This window comes from Aquimarina mytili, from assembly GCF_016735115.1.
Classification (GTDB): domain Bacteria; phylum Bacteroidota; class Bacteroidia; order Flavobacteriales; family Flavobacteriaceae; genus Aquimarina; species Aquimarina mytili.
The window spans coordinates 447,648-466,181 of sequence record NZ_JAERQJ010000002.1 but is presented as its reverse complement, the minus strand read 5'-3'; the positions used below and the strand labels follow the sequence as shown (position 1 = coordinate 466,181).

18 protein-coding genes are annotated in these 18,534 nt (G+C 34.8%); 16 read left to right on the top strand and 2 right to left on the bottom strand.

Annotated features, from left to right (window positions below):
- Positions 1 to 558, bottom strand: a complete 558-nt coding sequence (locus tag JJQ60_RS06935; protein WP_201918053.1) for an AAA family ATPase — start codon at positions 556 to 558, stop codon at positions 1 to 3.
- A gap of 179 nt (positions 559 to 737) precedes the next feature.
- On the opposite strand from JJQ60_RS06935, the gene JJQ60_RS06930 reads away from it, so the two are divergent.
- The 7 genes from JJQ60_RS06930 to murA all read left to right on the top strand — a co-directional run bounded on the left by JJQ60_RS06930 (position 738) and on the right by murA (position 7,570).
- Positions 738 to 1,199, top strand: a complete 462-nt coding sequence (locus JJQ60_RS06930; RefSeq protein WP_201918051.1) for a (2Fe-2S)-binding protein — start codon at positions 738 to 740, stop codon at positions 1,197 to 1,199.
- 20 nt (positions 1,200 to 1,219) lie between these two features.
- The gene (locus JJQ60_RS06925) at positions 1,220 to 3,373 is read left to right on the top strand and encodes a xanthine dehydrogenase family protein molybdopterin-binding subunit (protein WP_201918049.1); all 2,154 of its coding nucleotides are present in this window, start codon (positions 1,220 to 1,222) and stop codon (positions 3,371 to 3,373) included.
- An 11-nt stretch (positions 3,374 to 3,384) separates the two neighbouring features.
- A complete protein-coding gene (locus tag JJQ60_RS06920; protein ID WP_201918047.1) occupies positions 3,385 to 4,455 on the top strand; it encodes an XdhC family protein in 1,071 nt (356 codons plus the stop codon).
- Positions 4,406 to 5,050, top strand: a complete 645-nt coding sequence (locus tag JJQ60_RS06915) for a nucleotidyltransferase family protein (RefSeq protein ID WP_201918045.1) — start codon at positions 4,406 to 4,408, stop codon at positions 5,048 to 5,050. Before JJQ60_RS06920 ends, JJQ60_RS06915 begins: the two co-directional genes overlap by 50 nt.
- Before the next feature lie 87 nt (positions 5,051 to 5,137).
- Positions 5,138 to 5,422 carry a DUF493 family protein gene (locus tag JJQ60_RS06910; protein ID WP_201918043.1) on the top strand — a complete coding sequence of 95 codons (285 nt, stop codon included), beginning with the start codon at positions 5,138 to 5,140 and terminating at the stop codon, positions 5,420 to 5,422.
- Between the two features lie 144 nt (positions 5,423 to 5,566).
- Positions 5,567 to 6,208 (top strand): DUF4290 domain-containing protein, encoded by a 642-nt coding sequence (locus tag JJQ60_RS06905; RefSeq protein WP_201918041.1) that lies wholly within the window; start codon positions 5,567 to 5,569, stop codon positions 6,206 to 6,208.
- Positions 6,209 to 6,253: 45 nt separating this feature from the next.
- Entirely contained in the window at positions 6,254 to 7,570 is a 1,317-nt protein-coding gene (murA, locus tag JJQ60_RS06900; protein ID WP_201918039.1) for a UDP-N-acetylglucosamine 1-carboxyvinyltransferase, read from the top strand.
- Positions 7,571 to 7,635: 65 nt separating this feature from the next.
- Here the strand turns inward: murA and JJQ60_RS06895 are convergent, their stop codons facing one another.
- Positions 7,636 to 9,543 (bottom strand): sensor histidine kinase, encoded by a 1,908-nt coding sequence (locus JJQ60_RS06895; RefSeq protein ID WP_201918037.1) that lies wholly within the window; start codon positions 9,541 to 9,543, stop codon positions 7,636 to 7,638.
- 261 nt (positions 9,544 to 9,804) lie between these two features.
- Between JJQ60_RS06895 and JJQ60_RS06890 the strand changes: the two genes are divergently transcribed.
- From JJQ60_RS06890 to JJQ60_RS06850, 9 genes are all read left to right on the top strand, one after another.
- A complete protein-coding gene (locus tag JJQ60_RS06890; RefSeq protein ID WP_201918035.1) occupies positions 9,805 to 10,380 on the top strand; it encodes a Crp/Fnr family transcriptional regulator in 576 nt (191 codons plus the stop codon).
- A 195-nt stretch (positions 10,381 to 10,575) separates the two neighbouring features.
- Positions 10,576 to 12,390, top strand: coding sequence for an acyl-CoA dehydrogenase (locus JJQ60_RS06885; protein ID WP_201918033.1), 1,815 nt, complete (start codon positions 10,576 to 10,578; stop codon positions 12,388 to 12,390).
- A 28-nt stretch (positions 12,391 to 12,418) separates the two neighbouring features.
- Positions 12,419 to 13,195 carry an SDR family NAD(P)-dependent oxidoreductase gene (locus JJQ60_RS06880; protein WP_201918031.1) on the top strand — a complete coding sequence of 259 codons (777 nt, stop codon included), beginning with the start codon at positions 12,419 to 12,421 and terminating at the stop codon, positions 13,193 to 13,195.
- A 56-nt stretch (positions 13,196 to 13,251) separates the two neighbouring features.
- Entirely contained in the window at positions 13,252 to 14,475 is a 1,224-nt protein-coding gene (locus JJQ60_RS06875) for an acyl-CoA dehydrogenase family protein (protein ID WP_201918029.1), read from the top strand.
- Positions 14,476 to 14,531: 56 nt separating this feature from the next.
- Positions 14,532 to 15,584, top strand: a complete 1,053-nt coding sequence (locus tag JJQ60_RS06870; RefSeq protein WP_201918028.1) for a phosphotransferase family protein — start codon at positions 14,532 to 14,534, stop codon at positions 15,582 to 15,584.
- A 66-nt stretch (positions 15,585 to 15,650) separates the two neighbouring features.
- Positions 15,651 to 16,286 carry a transglutaminase-like domain-containing protein gene (locus JJQ60_RS06865; RefSeq protein ID WP_201918026.1) on the top strand — a complete coding sequence of 212 codons (636 nt, stop codon included), beginning with the start codon at positions 15,651 to 15,653 and terminating at the stop codon, positions 16,284 to 16,286.
- Positions 16,287 to 16,313: 27 nt separating this feature from the next.
- Positions 16,314 to 16,700: a hypothetical protein gene (locus tag JJQ60_RS06860; protein ID WP_201918024.1), complete on the top strand. Its 387-nt coding sequence runs from the start codon at positions 16,314 to 16,316 to the stop codon at positions 16,698 to 16,700.
- Between the two features lie 11 nt (positions 16,701 to 16,711).
- Positions 16,712 to 17,467: an SDR family NAD(P)-dependent oxidoreductase gene (locus JJQ60_RS06855; protein WP_201918022.1), complete on the top strand. Its 756-nt coding sequence runs from the start codon at positions 16,712 to 16,714 to the stop codon at positions 17,465 to 17,467.
- A gap of 41 nt (positions 17,468 to 17,508) precedes the next feature.
- A complete protein-coding gene (locus JJQ60_RS06850) occupies positions 17,509 to 18,513 on the top strand; it encodes an NADP-dependent oxidoreductase (protein WP_201918020.1) in 1,005 nt (334 codons plus the stop codon).
- Positions 18,514 to 18,534 lie beyond the last annotated feature (21 nt).

Here is an 18,534-nt window from a genome sequence, read left to right as displayed (position 1 = left end):
CTATAGTATGTTTTTTAGAATGAATGTATTACGCTCTGTAACGGTACCAAAAGGGACTTCTATACAATTGTATCCCAATTTGGTATATGTGTTCAACAAATGATGATGAATCTCTTCGGCCTGCTCAAAACTCTCAAAACGTTCTTCATCAGATACGTATATCTCTTTCCAGGGAGGTAGTATAAAGACATGATCATACACATGCTTCTTGCATTCGTTTATGAAATGGTTTTCATACTGTTGCTCAAAATAATCCATATAAGCTAGTACATCGGGGATACCTCGATCATAAAACAATACCTCATTATCTTTTGATAACCCGTCTTTAAACTGTTGTATTCTTGCATTAAGGATTTTGGTATTAAACTCATACGGATCAGAAACAGAAACTATTGGGTTTGAAACCATAGTGTTAGAGCCGTTATTTTTCTTTGCTTCTTGCGTCATAGTTCGTATCACTTCATGAAAACAGTAGAATTTTGATTCTTCAAGTTTGATGATAACAGAAGTTTTACCTGTTCCCGGTGCACCGGTAATTACAATTCTTTTCTTTGTCAAAGGAATAATTTTGATACAAATTTCGGAATTATAAAAGGATTTTAAAAATACTATTAAGAGAAGTATAAAGCTCTGTTAAAGTTGAATTTGTGAAAGTGAATTTTTAGTAACTTCAATAGCGAACAACCGATAATTACTTTATTTAGACTAGTTAAACATAAATCAAAAAACGAAAACTCATGCCAGTATACAATTTAAAAATAAATGGGCAGTCACAAGCTGTTGAAGCAGATCAGGACACCCCTCTTTTGTGGGTGCTTAGAGATCATTTAGATATGGTTGGAACAAAATTTGGCTGTGGTATAGGCCAATGTGGTGCATGTACCGTTCATGTCGATGGATCGGCTACTAGAAGTTGTCTACTCAAGGTTTCTATGGTAGAGGAAATGGAAATTACCACTATCGAAGGAATTTCTGAAGATACTTCTCACCCTGTTCAACAGGCCTGGAAAGAAATTGATGTACCTCAATGTGGATATTGCCAGGCAGGACAAATTATGTCTGCGACAGCATTTCTAAATCAAAATGCAAGCCCTAGCAAAACAGAAATCAGAGATGCAATGAGTGGAAATATATGTAGGTGTGCATCTTACAATAGAATTGAAAAAGCTGTGGAACTTGCTGCTAGTAAAATGAGCTAACCCATTTAAATCTTCACATAATGAAAAATATAGTATCACCTTCCTTCAGTAGAAGGTCTTTTATAAGAACATCGGCTTTAGCTGGTGGCGGAATGTTAATTGGGTTTAATTTATTTCAAGCTTGCAAACCAGAAGCTACTCCTCCTGTGGATATATCTCAACTCAATTTTAATGATTTTAATGCTTTTATTAAAATAGCGGATAATGGTATGGTAACAATTTTTTCTCCTAATCCAGAAATAGGACAAGGGGTTAAAACGTCTATGCCTATGCTTATTGCAGAGGAGTTAGATGTTTTGTGGGAAAATGTCCATGTAGTGCAGGGTGCTTTGGATACCAAAAATTTCACCCGACAAGTAGCTGGAGGTAGTCAATCTATACGACATGGCTGGGAACCTTTACGACAAACTGGTGCCACGGCTAAGCAAATGTTGATTAACGCCGCTGCAGCCAAATGGGGTGTAGATGCTTCAGAGTGCAAAACTAATAATGGAGTAATCACCAATTCGAAAGGAGAAAAATTAGGATATGGAGAGGTAGTAAAAGAAGCAGCTAATCTTCAGGTTCCAGAAAATGTAACCTTAAAGGATCCTAAAGACTTCAAAATCATTGGTACAGATGCCTATAATGTTGATATCGATAAAATTATTACTGGTAAACCTCTATTTGGTTTGGATTACAAAGAAGATAATATGCTAATAGCTTCGGTATTGAGACCGCCTGCATTTGGTAAGAAACTGGTTGATTTTGACGATACGGCAGCAAAAGCAATATCGGGTGTAAATGATGTGGTGAAATTTGGTGATAAGATTGCAGTTTTGGCAAAAGATACTTGGACAGCCATGCAAGGAAAGAAAGCTTTGAATGCAAATTGGACGTCTGATTCAAAATTAGAAAGTACCGAAGAGCATAACAAAATACTTACCGACCTTCTGAATGGTAAAGAGTTTAAAACCCTGCGAGCTGATGGAGATGTGAAAAAAGCATTTGCCGGGGCTGATCAAGTTATAGAAAGAACTTATGAATCTCCATTTTTACCTCATAACTGTATGGAACCTATGAATTTCTTTGCAGATGTTACTGCAGAAAAAGTTAGATTAGTTGGTCCTATACAGACTCCTGCTCGAACGGCTAGCAGAGTTGCCGAATTATTAGAGAGAGATGTTAAAGATGTTTCTGTTGAAATGACTAGAATGGGAGGCGGTTTTGGAAGACGTTTATATGGAGATTTTGCTTTAGAAGCGGCTGAAATATCTAATTTAGCTAAAAAACCGGTAAAAGTAGTGTACTCTAGAGAGGATGATATGTCTGCAGGTATATATAGACCCTCTATAAAATATAAAATTAGCGCATCAATTAAAGACGGACAAATCACCGGATACCACCTTAAAGAAGCCTCGGTAAATACCAATATGTATGGGTTAATTCCTAACTTTTTCCCCGCAGGCGCTATCGAAAACTACCAGGTAGACGTTGCCGCTTATGATAGTAATATAACTACAGGGGCCTGGCGTGCACCATATACCAACTTTTTATCATTTGCAGAACAGAGTTTCTTTGATGAATTAGCAGAAATACTTGAAATTGATCGAATTAAACTTCGATTGGATTTACTTCAAAAAGTAAAAGGTACTACAGATGAGCGAATCCAATATTCACCAGAACGATTGGAAGAAGTGATTAAAGTAGCTGTAGAGAAATCCGGATGGGGAAATGCCAAAGAAGGAGTTTTTCAAGGTTTTAGTGCATACTATTGCCATAATACTCATGTAGCCGAAGTTGCTGATGTTGTCTTAGAAAATGACACTCCTGTAGTAAAGAAAGTTACATGCGTAGTTGATTGCGGAATTGTTGTAAATCCTTTAGGAGCTAGAAATCAAATTGAAGGAGGAGTTATAGATGGTATAGGACATGCAATGTATGGTGATTTTTCATTTAAAGATGGAGAACCCATAGATAAAAATTTTAATACCTATCGCTTAATACGTATTAATGAAACTCCTGTTATTGAAACTCATTTTATAGAAAATGATATTGCTCCAACAGGGCTAGGAGAGCCAACGTTACCTCCTGCTGGTGCTGCTATTGCTAATGCAATTAAAGCAGCAAAAGGAATACGACTATACAAGCAGCCTTTCGTAAAGCATATGAAAGCTAAAGCACCTTTAGGGTAGAAGTAGTTGATATGACGCACGAGTTTAAAGAAATTATTGAATCGTATACTATTGCCAGGCAGCAGGGTATTCCTGCTGTTATGGCTACAGTAGTTGATGTTGAAGGTTCTTCTTATAGGAGGCCTGGTGTTGGTATGCTCATTCTTAAGAATGGTGTTTCAAAAGGGGCAGTTAGTGGCGGTTGTGTAGAAAAAGAAGTTTTTAGACAGGCACAATCTGTTTTTGAAACAGGTATTCCTAAAATCATGACGTATGATGGTAAATATCGTTTGGGGTGTGAAGGAGTATTATATATCTTGATTGAAACTTTTGATATTGATGAAAAAGTAATTGCTGTAATTCAACGACAACTTGCAACAAGGGCACCATTTGAAATTACATCTTTGTATCACAAAAAAGAACAAAGTACTATTGATATGGGGTCTATTGTTCGGTTTAAAACTGGTCAAGAATTTCCCTTTTCAAATACTTTGGATTTTGAAACTATATCTCATCAAACTCTTTTAGAAAGCTTTCAAAGAAAGATGCAACCTTGTTTTCGTCTAGTAATTATAGGAACCGAACATGACGCAGTTCAATTATGCCAACTGGCATCAGCAACAGGTTGGGAAATCGAAATAATTGGTTCTCCTAAAAACCCTAAACGGCTAAATGAATTTCCGGGAGCAAGCAAAGTGTATAATCTTTCTCCTGAAGATTTAAAAATTAGTCATGTAGATCATCAAACAGCAATCATTCTGATGACTCATAATTTTGCAAAGGATTTATTATACCTTCAGGCTATAAAAGAGTATGCGCCAATATATATAGGTCTCTTAGGGCCTGCACGTCGTCGAGAAAAACTTCTGACGGCATTTATAGAATATTATCCAGAAATTAGGGATGAGTTTTTAGAGGCTATTCATGGACCAGCAGGATTAAATTTAGGGGCAGAAACACCGCAAGAGATTGCTATTTCAATAATAGCAGAGATTTTATCTGTTTGTAGAAATCAAAATCCCATACCCCTACAGCAAAAAGATGGGGCGATTCATGATGATCATAAAAGAAAAAGTAGACATGTCTTCTCACCAAAAACTTAAAGTGGCTCATGTTATTCTCGCTGCGGGTAATTCAAGTAGAATGGGAGAACCTAAACAATTATTACCTTGGAAAGGCACAACACTTATAGGTCATGCGATACAAGAAGCTTTAAGAATAGAAGATGTTTCGGTATTTGTGGTTTTAGGAGCATATTATGATTCGATTTATGAACGAATACATCATTTTCCGATTACTATAATAAAAAATGAAGATTGGAAGAAAGGAATGGGATCATCAATACAAGTGGCAATTAAAACAATAATACAAGAAAAATTGATGTTTGATGCGGTATTAGTTTCATTAGTGGATCAGCCATTGATAGATACAACGCATTTTAAAAATCTAATTTCTGAATTTGAAACTAATTCTAAGTATATTGTAGCTACAGATTTAAAGGATAAACTAGGAGCGCCAGCAATTTTTCCGAAATATTATTTTGATGAATTATCTTATCTAAAATCTGATTATGGTGCGCGATATATTATTAAAAAGTATAAAAAAGAAACCAAGTCTGTTTCTGCTTTTCATAAAGGCATAGACATTGATACCAAAAAAGAATATAATACTTTAGTTCAAGGTAAGCTTTCTTCTTAAAAAAGATTCATGAACAGTTTATGATTTAGCAATGGTTTTATAAATCAGAACACGTATATTTGGCTTGAAATTTGCTTATTAAAGAATATGAATGATCCTGAAGAGTTTTATAAAAAATTAAAAGCGCAATTGTCTGATACTGCACTTTGGCCAACTGCATATTTGTATAAATTTATAGTGCCTACAGATGCTTCTAAAATTAAACAGATTGAAGCTATATTTGATAATCTTGGAGCGGTGATCAGTACCAAAAAATCGAAAAACGGGAAGTACACCAGCGTTTCTATAAATGTACGTATGAAAAATCCTGACGAAGTAATTCTTAAATATAAAGAGGTTGCTGCAAAAGTAGAGGGAGTAATATCGCTATAGAAATACCTGTTTTAATACCATAGTTACTAATAAAATTTACGAAGCACAATAGCTTACTTATTTTATTTTAGTATTTTGCAAAACGAATTATTTTTATGGTTTTTATCATAAGAGATACTTCACTTTTTTATTTATAAATAATTTATGGAAATTAATAATTTAGAATATAACACTGAGCGTGAAAAGCTCATCATACCTGAGTATGGCCGTCATTTGCAAAAAATGATAAACCATGCTGTAGCTATTGAAGATCGTAATGAGCGTAATAAGGTTGCAAAATCTATTATAGCAGTAATGGGAAATCTACAACCACATTTACGTGATGTACCAGAGTTTCAGCATAAATTATGGGATCAATTGTTTATTATAAGTGATTTTAAACTTGATGTAGATACACCTTTTCAGGTTTTAACCAAAGAAAAACTTCAGGAGCGTCCAGATCCATTAGATTACCCTCAAAATTTTCCTAAGTATCGTTTTTATGGGAATAATATTAAGAGAATGATCGATGTTGCCAATAGTTGGGAAGATGGAGAATTAAAAACCGCCTTGACTTTTACTATTGCAAATCATATGAAAAAATGTTATCTAAACTGGAATAAAGATACCGTTGAAGATAGCGTAATTTTTGATCATCTTTTTGAATTAAGTGATGGTAAAATCAATCTAAAAGGAAGCAGTGAAGACCTTACAGATTCGTCTAATTTAATGCGAGGGAAGAAGAAGAAACATTCTGGTAGTACGAGCAAAAAGAATTATCGCAACCGTGGTAAAAAACGCTACTAAATCTATACCAAACTACTATTATTAACCACTAATGATTAAAACTAAATGGGTACTTTTCAAATAGAAGGAGGGCACCAGCTCAAAGGGGAAATTATTCCGCAGGGCGCCAAAAATGAAGCATTACAAATTCTTTGCGCAGTATTATTAACTCCAGAAAAAGTAACAATTTCAAATATTCCTGATATTCGAGATGTCAATAAATTAATTGAGATTCTTAGAAACTTGGGCGTAAAAATTCAGAAGCTCGAAAAAGGAAAATATTCTTTTAAGAGTGATGAATTAAACTTAAAATATCTCGAGAGCGAACAGTTTAAGAAGGAGGGAAGTGGATTAAGAGGATCCATTATGATTGTGGGACCTTTACTTGCAAGATTTGGAAAAGGATATATACCGCGACCAGGAGGTGATAAAATTGGTAGAAGGCGTTTGGATACACATTTTGAAGGTTTTATTAATCTTGGCGCAAAATTTCGATATAACAAAGAAGAACGATTTTATGGTGTAGAAGCGCCAGAAGGACTCACAGGGACCTACATGTTACTTGATGAAGCTTCTGTTACAGGTACAGCTAATATTGTTATGGCTGCAGTACTAGCTAAAGGAGCCACTACTATATATAATGCGGCTTGCGAACCTTATTTGCAGCAGCTTTGTAAGATGCTTAATTCGATGGGAGCAAAAATCTCTGGAGTAGGCTCTAACTTATTGACAATAGAAGGAGTAAAAGCGTTGGGTGGTTGTGAACATAGAGTTTTGCCAGATATGATTGAGATTGGATCATGGATCGGATTGGCGGCAATGACCAAAAGTGAAATTACTATCAAAAATGTTAGTTGGGAAAACCTAGGGATTATACCTAATACTTTTCGAAAACTAGGAATTACATTAGAGCGCGTAGGAGATGATATTTATATCCCGGCTCATAAAGATGGATATGAGATAGAAAGTTATATCGATGGATCATTTATGACAATTGCAGATGCTCCTTGGCCAGGATTTACACCTGATCTTTTAAGTATAGTACTAGTTATAGCTACACAAGCCAGAGGTGAGGTAATGGTGCATCAAAAAATGTTTGAGAGTCGTTTGTTTTTTGTGGATAAACTAATTGATATGGGCGCAAAAATTATTTTATGCGATCCCCATAGAGCGACTATTATTGGTCATGATTTTCAATCTACATTAAAAGCAACTACGATGGTATCTCCTGATATTAGGGCTGGAATTTCTTTATTAATAGCCGCTTTAAGTGCTAAAGGAACATCTACGATACATAATATTGAGCAAATAGATCGTGGTTACGAAAATATTGATGAGCGTTTGCGTGCTATTGGAGCTAAAATTATAAGAATTGAGGCATAATTTTTAATTGAATTATATATGGAAAGGAAATCAATTTGATTTCCTTTTTTTTGTTTAAATATGTGTCATGTATTCGAAATTTTATATTTCAATTTTTTTGAGGTTACATAAGGGATAGTAAAATAAAATGTGGATCCTTTATTTTTTTTACTTTCTACCCAAATATCACCTTGTAACATTTCTACATAAGCTTTTGCTATTGATAGTCCTATACCAGCACCTTCTAAAGCATATCGATCACCAATATCGGCTTGGACAAAACGTTCAAAAATAGCTTTTTGACGTTTTTTTTCAATTCCCATTCCGGTATCTTTGATATAAAATTCTAAGAGATTATTCTTGAGATAGTACCCAAATTCAATAGATCCTTCTTCAGTATATTTAATGGCATTTTTAACCAAATTAGTGAGTATTGCATTAAATTTTTCTTTATCGGTATTAATTATAGCTTTTTCTTTCTTTAGATCATTATGTAATTCCAGAGTTATTCCTTTTTTATCAGTTTCTGGTTTAAAGAAATTGTACAAATATTCGGTTTGTTCATTAACGTCAACTTCACTTATAAAAACTTTTACTTGATCGGCCTCAATTTTAGAGATGTCAATTATATCTTTAATAATATTAAGCATACGGGCCCCGCTTTCTTTAATAAGGTCTAAATATAGTTGTTGTTCATCGCCACTGAGTTTAGGTTCTTTTAATAGCTCAGCTAAGCCTAATATTCCATTCATTGGGGTGCGAATTTCATGGCTCATGTTTGCAAGAAAAGCAGATTTAAGCCGATCGCTTTCTTCAGCTTTTTCTTTTAACTTATTAAGCTCCTGTTCATAAAGTTTAATATCTGTAATATCCGTTATAGTACCAACATAACCAATAACTTGCTTTTTGTCATTATACTCAGGGATAGCTTGCCCCAAAACCCAGGTAATAGAACCATCTGGTTTTAAGAACCTGTATTCGGCATCAGAATCGTTTCTTTTTTCTGCATCTTCGTACCATCCTTGCTTTAATTTTTTTCTGTCATCAGGATGAACAGCATTTAACCAACCATCATTTAAAGCTTCTTCTTGCGATAATCCCGATATTGAACACCATTTAGGATTTACAAAGGTAGTTTTGCCATCTGCACGAGTCATAAAAATACCAACCGGCACCAGATTTGTAAGTGTGTGATATCTACTTTCTGTAAGTTGTATAGCTTTTTCGGCTACTTCAAATTTTTGTTTATACGTAAGTGAATGATATATATCCTTGAAACTTAGATAATTGGTTTGGTATGTTTCTTTTTCAAGAAATTTAAGATAAATAGTAAAGATAAGACTATAAAATATGGCAATACAAACTTTAGAAACTAACCCTGAGTAGAGCACTCGTTGTATATCTTCAAAATACCAAAAAGCACCAAGAGAAAAACTAATGGCATCAAAACTTAAAACCAATATCATGGTAATTAAAATTCTTAAAAATAAATTGGTAATGTGTTTTGAAATAAACTCAAAGATGAATATGATTAATATCGAATCAATAAAAAGAATAGCGGTCCCGACAAAAAGAACAGTTACATTGGTATAAAAGAACTCGGTCGATATATCAAAAGGATTGTAACTATAAGCACCTTCAATATTTAAACGAAAAGAAAGTAATAAAAAGCATAAAATAATATTTGCGGCAACTACAGCATAGATTAATTTTCGGGCCGTAATAGCATCTTCCTTAATGTAAATTAAGAGTACAGCAAAAAGTGTTGCTGAAAACAGAATTGATGAACCAGGAGAAACAACAAGATATTCTGATATTTCAAAATAAAGTGTACTCGCAAGAAAAACTTGTATAAATTGGAATAGCCCTAATGAGGTAAATAGCAAACCAAGCCCCATAATTGTTCGTAAACGAAATAACAGCAGTATTAATGAAGCGACTATTAATCCTTGAAATAGGAAAACTGATATTTGGTAAAAGTTAATTGTGTCCATAAAAATCCAATCTTATATTGGATAGGTTGATTTTTATACTTTGGTTATGACATAAACCTATAGTTTTGCCAATGCGGTAGCTTAAAGCTACGAACAAAAGTTAAATATATACGATTGTAATGCCATAATTTTTACTAGTTTGTAGAAATACGAACCTATTCTTTGAGGAATACGTTGTTAGCAACAATGATTTAAGACTAAGGATTTACCTTTGTTAATAGTAAAATATTTTGTTCTTTCGTTTAAAATACGATTCATATTTTGGAAGATTTAAAGAAAACGATACGATCCTTTACCCATGTTTCTGATTCGGATATGGAATATGGTCTTAAGTTTTATAAAAAGAAAACTTTAAAAAAAGGAACATACCTTCTAAAGCCTGGAGAATATATACGTGATTTTTATTTTATGAAACAAGGTTGTGTTTCATATTATACAATAGAGAATGGAACGACTCAGGTTATGGAGTTTTTTACAGAAGGCTATTTTTTTACCGACCTATATCCATATATACAAGAGATTCAATCCGAATCTTATTTAGAAGCATTAGAGGATTCTACTGTTTATAGTATTTCTAAAAAAGATGTTGAAAAAGTATTTGATCATTCACATCAACTAGAGCGTTTTGGGCGATTATCCATGCAAAGAACATTTGTTATAAATTTTCAACGGATTAATCAGCTTAGAAATTTGTCCAATCAAGAGCGTTATCTGCAATTACTTGAAAAACGCCCGTCATTGTTTCAAAGAGTACCACAATATTTAATAGCTTCTTATCTTGGATTAACTCCTGTTGGTCTTTCAAAAATAAGAAAGAGGTTAAGCGAGGGTGGCTAATGAAGTCGTCTTTTATTACGTGCAATAATAAAGGCCAAGAATCAGATTTTTAATGTATTATATAAAGTGTATTCTCTAATAAAAGTTAAGAGAAATTTAAAATATGATATTTATTAAACTAGTTTAATAAGAATCTGTCAAATATTCACGAAATTTATTGTATGATTAATACCCAACTTTTTAAAACGTTATACAATGGCTAAGGAATATATAGATTTTGAGACTTTAAAGTATCTTTTATATGATGTACACCAATTAGAAGAAATATTACAGCAAGATCGTTTTACCGATCATGATGCAGCATCTTTAGACATGTTTTTAGATTCTGTTAAAGAATTCTCAGACAGAGAACTTTTTCCATATGTTAAAGAAATGGATGAGAAACCGGCATATTACAAAGATGGTGCTGTAGTTGTACATGAACAAGTAGGAGTAATAATGAAGAAAGGTGGAGAGATGGGATTGATCTCTGGTACTTTTGATTATGATGCAGGTGGTTTACAAATGCCCATGATGGCATATACAGCTTCTGCGTTTATTCAAGATGCTGCAAATAATCATTTGCCTGGTTATGTAGGGCTTACTCTTGGTGCAGCCGAATTGATCGTACATTTTGGGAGTAAAGAACTTAACGATACCTATGTGCCTAACATGATTTCTGGCGATTGGGGAGGAACAATGTGTCTTACCGAACCGCAGGCAGGTAGTTCCTTATCAGATGTTGTTACAAAAGCAGTACCCACAAATAATGGGCATTATAAAATTTCAGGTCAGAAAATATTCATTTCTGGTGGGGATCATCAGTATGCTGATAACTTTGTGCATCTGGTATTAGCTAGAATTGAAGGTGCTCCTGCAGGTACGAAAGGGATTTCATTATTTGTTGTACCTAAAAAACGACCCGATGGTAACGGAGGATTAGTCCCAAATGATGTAACTACAGTTGCTGATTTTCAAAAATTAGGTCAAAGAGGATATTGTACCACTCACCTTGGGTTTGGTGATGCTGGAGATTGCCAGGGATGGTTAGTTGGTGAAGCACATCAAGGATTAAAATATATGTTCTTAATGATGAATGGAGCTCGTATCGCTGTTGGGCGAGGTGCTGCAGCAATTGCTACGGCTGCATATCATGCTTCATTGCAATATGCAAAAGAGCGTCCACAAGGACGTAAACTAACAAGTTCTGGAAAGAAAGACCTTGAAACGGGTCAAACTTTGATCATTAATCATCCAGATGTACGTAGAATGTTGTTACAACAAAAAGTAGTATCAGAAGGATCATTAAGTTTAGTGCTTTTAGCATCAAAGTATTATGATCTTAAAGAAACGCTTCAAGACCCGTCCGAAAAAGAAAAATATGCTTTGCTACTAGAACTCATAATTCCAATGGTAAAAACATATCCATCAGAAATGGGTGCACAAGCAGTTTCTAATGGGTTACAAGTCTTAGGTGGATATGGGTTCTGTACAGACTTTATTTTACAACAATACCATAGAGATATTCGTATTTTTCCAATTTATGAAGGGACAACTGGGATACAATCTCAAGATCTACTGGGGAGGAAATTGCTAATGGAAAATGGTAAAGCTTTAGAGCTCTTAACTGCAGAAGTGATGCAAACTATTCAAGAAGCTTCAAAGTATGATGATCTTAGAGTATATGCAGGAAAACTTGGAGAAAAACTGAAATTAACTCAAAAAGTGATAAGCTTCTTAGTTGGTTTTGCTCAAAAAGGAGATTATGAGCGATTTTTATCGGATGCAACACCGTTTATGGAATTCTTCGGTAATATTACCATGGCTTGGGTATGGTTGGATATTGCTATTCATGCTAAAGGAGCCTTGATTACAGGAGAGAAAACACATTCAGAAGATTTCTATGAAAGTAAAATTCATGCCATGAAGTTCTTTTTTAAGTATGAATTACCAAAAACTATTGGTCTTGCAGAAATTCTAATGGATGAAGAAGTGCTTACAATAGCCGGAGAAAAAGAGCTTTTTATTTAATTACAATTATAAAATCACTAACCAATACATGAATAGTATTAAACAATCCTTTAATCTAGAAGGAAAAGTAGCCATTGTAACGGGCTCAAGTAAAGGAATCGGAAAAGCCATTGCACAAGGTTTGGCAGAACATGGGGCCAAAGTTGTAATCAGCAGTCGAAGTCAGGAAGCAGTTGATGAGGTTGTTACAGAATTTAAAAAAGAGGGGTTGGAAGCTGCCGGTATTGCTTGCCACATTGGAAAAGCAGAACAACGAGAAAATCTTATTCAAAAAACAATTGAACATTATGGAGGTGTCGATATATTAGTAAATAATGCGGCAATCAATCCAATTTATGGACCTATAGAAGATGCAGAAGAAGGTGTTTTTGATAAGATTATGGATGTCAATGTTAAGGCACCATGGATGTTGTCAAATTTAGCATTGCCTTCAATGAAGCAAAGAGGCGGAGGCAGTATTATCAATATCGCTTCAGTAGAAGCACTGCATCCGGGAGCTGGGTTAGGACTATATAGTACTAGTAAAGCTGCATTACTAATGCTTACTAAAAATCAAGCAAAAGAATGGGGCAAATATGGCATTCGTGCAAATGTATTGTGTCCTGGGTTGATTAAAACCAAATTTAGTGCTGCGCTTTGGCAAAACGAACAATTACTTAATAAAATCGAAAAAACATTGCCTAGTGCCAGAATGGGAATGCCTGAAGAAATGGGAGGAATAGTATGTCTTTTAGCTTCTGATGCAGGGGCTTATATGACCGGGGGTGTGTATAATGCCGATGGAGGATATATGATTGCCGGTTAAATTTACTTTTTATGTATTTCGCTATTGCGGAAATTCTTTGATTAATACTTGCTAACATGAATTTCAATTACTCAGAAAAAACGATTTCACTTCGTAAAAAACTTACTGCTTTTTTTGAAGAAAATATTCTTCCTATTGAAGAAGAGGTGAGCGCTTTTAATTATAATCCTGATAATCGTTGGAAACGATGGCCAGGAATGGAAGATTTAAAAATAAAGGCAAAAGATGCCGGATTATGGAATCTTTTTCTACCTCAAAATTATGGAGAATTAAGTCCCGGATTAACCAATTTAGAATATGCGCCGTTAGCAGAAATAATGGGGCGTGTATTGTGGTCTTCAGAGGTGTTTAATTGTAATGCTCCAGATACTGGTAATATGGAAGTATTGGCCAAATATGGCTCTCCAGATCAGCAAAAGATGTGGCTAACCCCGCTCATGAACGGTGATATTCGTTCGGCTTTTTTAATGACTGAACCTCAGGTAGCTTCTTCAGATGCTACAAATATAGAAACCTCTATCACCAGGGATGGTGATGATTATATCATTAATGGGCGCAAATGGTGGTCTTCTGGTGGTATGGATCCACATTGTAAGATCGCTATTGTGATGGGGAAAACGGATCCTAATGCTCCAAGGCATCAACAGCAAAGTATGATTTTGGTACCTATGGATACACCTGGAGTAAAGATTATAAGACCATTATCTGTCTTTGGTTTTTATGACTCTCCAGAAGGTCATGCTGAAATTGTATTAGAAAATGTTCGTGTTCCAAAAGAAAACCTAATTTTAGGTGAAGGTCGAGGCTTTGAAATTGCGCAAGGGCGTTTAGGTCCTGGGCGTATTCATCATTGTATGCGATTAATTGGTATGGCTCAACGATCACTAGAATTGATGTCGCAAAGAGCTTCAGAACGTATCGCTTTTGGCAAAACATTTAAAGATTTTAGTAGTATACGTCAAGAAATAGCCCAATCCCGATGTGAAATCGAACAAGCTAGATTGTTAACACTTTCTGCAGCTGATAAAATGGACAAAGAAGGGAATAAAACTTCAAAAGATTTAATAGCAATGATCAAAATTGTTGCCCCTAATATGGCTTTGAATGTGATTGATAGAGCCATGCAGATTCATGGAGGAAAAGGAGTAGGGCCAGATACACCACTGGCACACTTTTTTGTTGCTGCACGGATGCTTCGTTTGGCCGATGGACCTGATGAGGTGCATATGTATCAACTAGGAAAAAGTGTAATTAATACATACGCTAAAAATAAAATATAGATACGACTTAATTGTTGATTTAAACGTATCATAGATTTTCTAATCAATATAATACAATGCAAAACGTACGTAAAGGCGAAGAACTAAACGAAAAAACGCTAAAAGCCTTTCTTCAAAAAGAGGGACTTATTAATACTAATGAAAGTGATTGGCAAGTTACCCAGTATACCCATGGATACTCTAACCTAACATATTTATTACAAATAGAAGATAAGGAATATGTATTACGTCGACCACCTTTTGGAGCCATAAAAAGAGGTCATGATATGGGACGTGAGTTTAAGGTTCAGTCGGGAATATATAAGACTTTTCCTAAGGTGCCTAAAATGCATGCGTTTACTGAGGATGAAAGTGTTTTAGGTTGCCAGTTTTATATCATGGAAAAGGTGGATGGGATCATTCTTAATGTACATGAAGCTAAAAAAAGAAACATTCCTGCAAATGATTTTAAAACTATTGCCAACTCATGGTTGGATACTTTTGTAGAACTTCATAATATAGATTATAAAGTAGCCGGATTAGCAGATTTAGGAAAACCCGAAGGATATGTCCAAAGGCAAGTGCTTAATTGGGGAAAACAATATTTAAAAGCTGCTACAGAAGATGTTCCGGCAGCTGAAAAAGTAATGCGATGGATGGAGGAGAATCAACCCAAAGAATATAGGTATAGCTTGGTTCATAATGATTTTAAATATGATAATGTTGTATTTAAAGATGATAGTTGGAAAGAGGTTATTGCTGTGTTGGATTGGGAAATGGCAACACTTGGTGACCCCTTGATGGATTTAGGTACTTCTCTTGGGTACTGGACTATGGCGAGCGATCACCCCTTTGTGCAACAAGGGATTCCTTCACCTACAATAATGGATGGTAATCCAAGTAGAAGTGAGATCGTTGAATTATACACTCAAAAAAGTGGAAAAGAAGTAAAGCATCTGGTATTCTATTATGCCTTTGGTTTATTTAAAATAGCTGTAATTGCGCAACAAATTTATTATAGGTATAGTAAAGGACTTACAACAGACCCTCGATTTGCACAACTAAATAAAGCAGCAGAGCTACTTTGCAATTTAGCGTTGCAAGCGATTCAAAAAAATAAAATAGATTGATATAGATTGAGAAGCTTATGAGATATACTTGTAGAGCTTTTTTAGAATTACATTAAAATTAATAAGATGGATTATTTAGCCGCTACAGAGTATTTTGATTATGATACGGATGAGATTCAGAAAATTGTAAAAGAATATAAGACCGACAAGCTTACCAATAAAGAAAAAGCGAAGCAATTATATCTTAAAATCAGAGATGAATGGAAATATGACCCCTATACCATAAGTCTTTTAAAAGAAGCTTACAAAGCAAGTTATGTTGCAAAAAAATCGACAGGTCACTGTGTTGATAAATCAATTCTTTTAATTGCTTGTTTACGAGCTGTGGGTATACCTGCTAGAATTCATTTAGCTAAGGTCAAAAACCATATTGCCGTAGAAAGATTAATAGAAAAATTTGGAACTAATGAGCTCACTCCACATGGGATGATTAATGTGTATTTAGAAGGAAAATGGCTTAAAGCATCACCTGCTTTTAACGAGTCTTTATGTAAAATGTGTAATGTAGCGCCTTTAGAATTTGATGGAGAAAATGATTCTATTCTACATGAATTTAATAATGAAGGAAACGCTTTTATGGAATATTTGGAAGATTACGGGCATTTTGAAGATGTTCCTGTTGATTTTATGCTGAATAATATGAAAGAACATTACCCTGAAATAATTAGTATGTCAAAAGGCTCAAATGTTGTGAAATTATAAGAACGAATTAATATAATAAAATTACACATGAATCATAAGTATATAGGAGTTACCCCAGAGCAATTTCATGAGTTCACGAATTTGCCCGAAAAAGGCCCTTTTCAAATGCTGAACCTTCTTAAATTTAAGAAGAAGGTTGAAAAAACAGGGACTAGTGGGGCAGAAGCCTATGCGTTGTACATGCAAGCGGTAGCTCCATTTTTTCAAGAATCGAAAGCTAAAATTATTTATCAAGGAAAACCTGTGTTTGGTCTTATAGGTCCAAGCGATGGTTTAGAATGGGATAAAATACTCATCGTTGAATATGCCACTAAAGAAGATTTCCTAAAAATGATTACAGCAAAAGGATATCCATCAGATATGAGAAGTCAGGCATTAGAAGATTCAAGATTAATACTATGTAAAGCCAAGTAAAACTTAAATATATGCAAGTAAAAGATAAAATAGTGATAGTAACCGGTGCTGGCTCAGGGATTGGAGCCGCTACCGCTAAGCATTTTGCAAAACATCAGGCAAAAGTTGTGGTATCTGATATCAAAAAAGAGAAAGCACAAAAAATTGTAGATGATATTAAAGCGAATGGCGGCGAAAGTGTTGTAATTACAGCTAACGTTGCTAAGTTTGATGAGGTTGAGCAGCTAATTATTAAAACAGTTGAACAATTTGGGCGATTAGATGTTATTGTTAATAATGCTGGAATCGGGCCAAAAAACATGGCTAAAACAGGAGAGTATACTTTAGAAGATTGGGATAGTGTTATCGCAGTAAATCAAACTGGAGTTTTCTATTGTATGAAACTGGCACTGCAGCAAATGATGAAACAAGGAGGAGGAAACATAGTGAATATTGCATCATTAGCAGGTTTAAAAGCATCATTAAACAACCTGTCTTATAGTGCAAGCAAGTTTGCTGTGGTTGGTATGACGAAGTCTGCTGCTTTAGAATACGCCACTAAAAATATTCGAATTAATGCAGTTTGTCCGGGGTATACAGAATCTGCTTTGCTAGATAAACTCTTATCTGTAAGGCCAGATATGGATCAAATGTTGAAAAGCGTGATTCCAATGAAACGCTATGGTCTAGCTGAAGAAATTGCTGAGGCAGTGGTATGGCTTGCTTCTGAAAATACCAAGTTTATAACTGGGCAAACCATAACACTAGATGGTGGAACATCATTATAAGAAACATAAAAAATAGACTAATACATTAAAACAGTATACCAATGAACAAGCAACTAATATTTAAGAAACGACCTCTTGGTCTTCCTGAGCAAGATACATGGGAGCTACAATCTAATCCAATTCCAGAACCTGGTGAAGGAGAAGTTCTTATTCAGCAACATTATATATCATTAGATCCCGCAATGAGAGGTTGGATGAATGAAGGTAAATCATATATAGAACCTGTGCAGATTGATGATGTTATGCGAGCTGGATCGGTAGGAAAAGTAATTAAATCAAATAATCATCCAAAATTTAAAGAAGGAGACTATTTAACAGGCTGGGGAGGCGTTCAACAGTATAGTGTAACCAATGGTGATAACTGGTATAAGGTAGATCCAAACTTAGCTCCTTTACCTATGTATATAGGAACATTAGGAATGCCTGGAATGACTGCGTATTTTGGTATCCTGGAGGTAGGAAAAATAAAAGAAGGAGATACAGTTCTCGTATCAGGTGCAGCCGGAGCAGTAGGAAGTGTTGTTGGGCAAATCGCTAAAATCAAAGGGTGTCGTGTCGTGGGCATTGCAGGTGGCGAAAAAAAATGCAAATACTTGATAGATGAACTGGGTTATGATGGGGCAATAGATTATAAGGCAGAAAATATTCATGCAGGACTTAAAAGAGAATGCCCTAAAGGCATTGATGTGTATTTTGACAACGTAGGAGGAGAGATTCTTGATGCTGCCTTGGCTAGATTAAGAATGCATGCCCGTATTGTGGTGTGTGGTGCGATTTCTCAGTATAATAATAAAGTTGCCATAAAGGGCCCTAGTAATTATTTGTCGTTATTAGTGAACAGGGCTACAATGCAAGGAATGGTAGTAATGGATTATGCTAAGGATTACGGAAAAGCCGCCATGGAAATGGGAGGCTGGATGGCCCAAGGAAAATTAAAAAGTAAAGAAGATATTTATGATGGTATAGAAAACTTTCATGAAACATTTTTACGATTGTTTTCAGGAGAAAAAATGGGGAAGTTAGTATTAAAAGTTATTGAAGAATAAAAAACATAAAACTTACTAGCA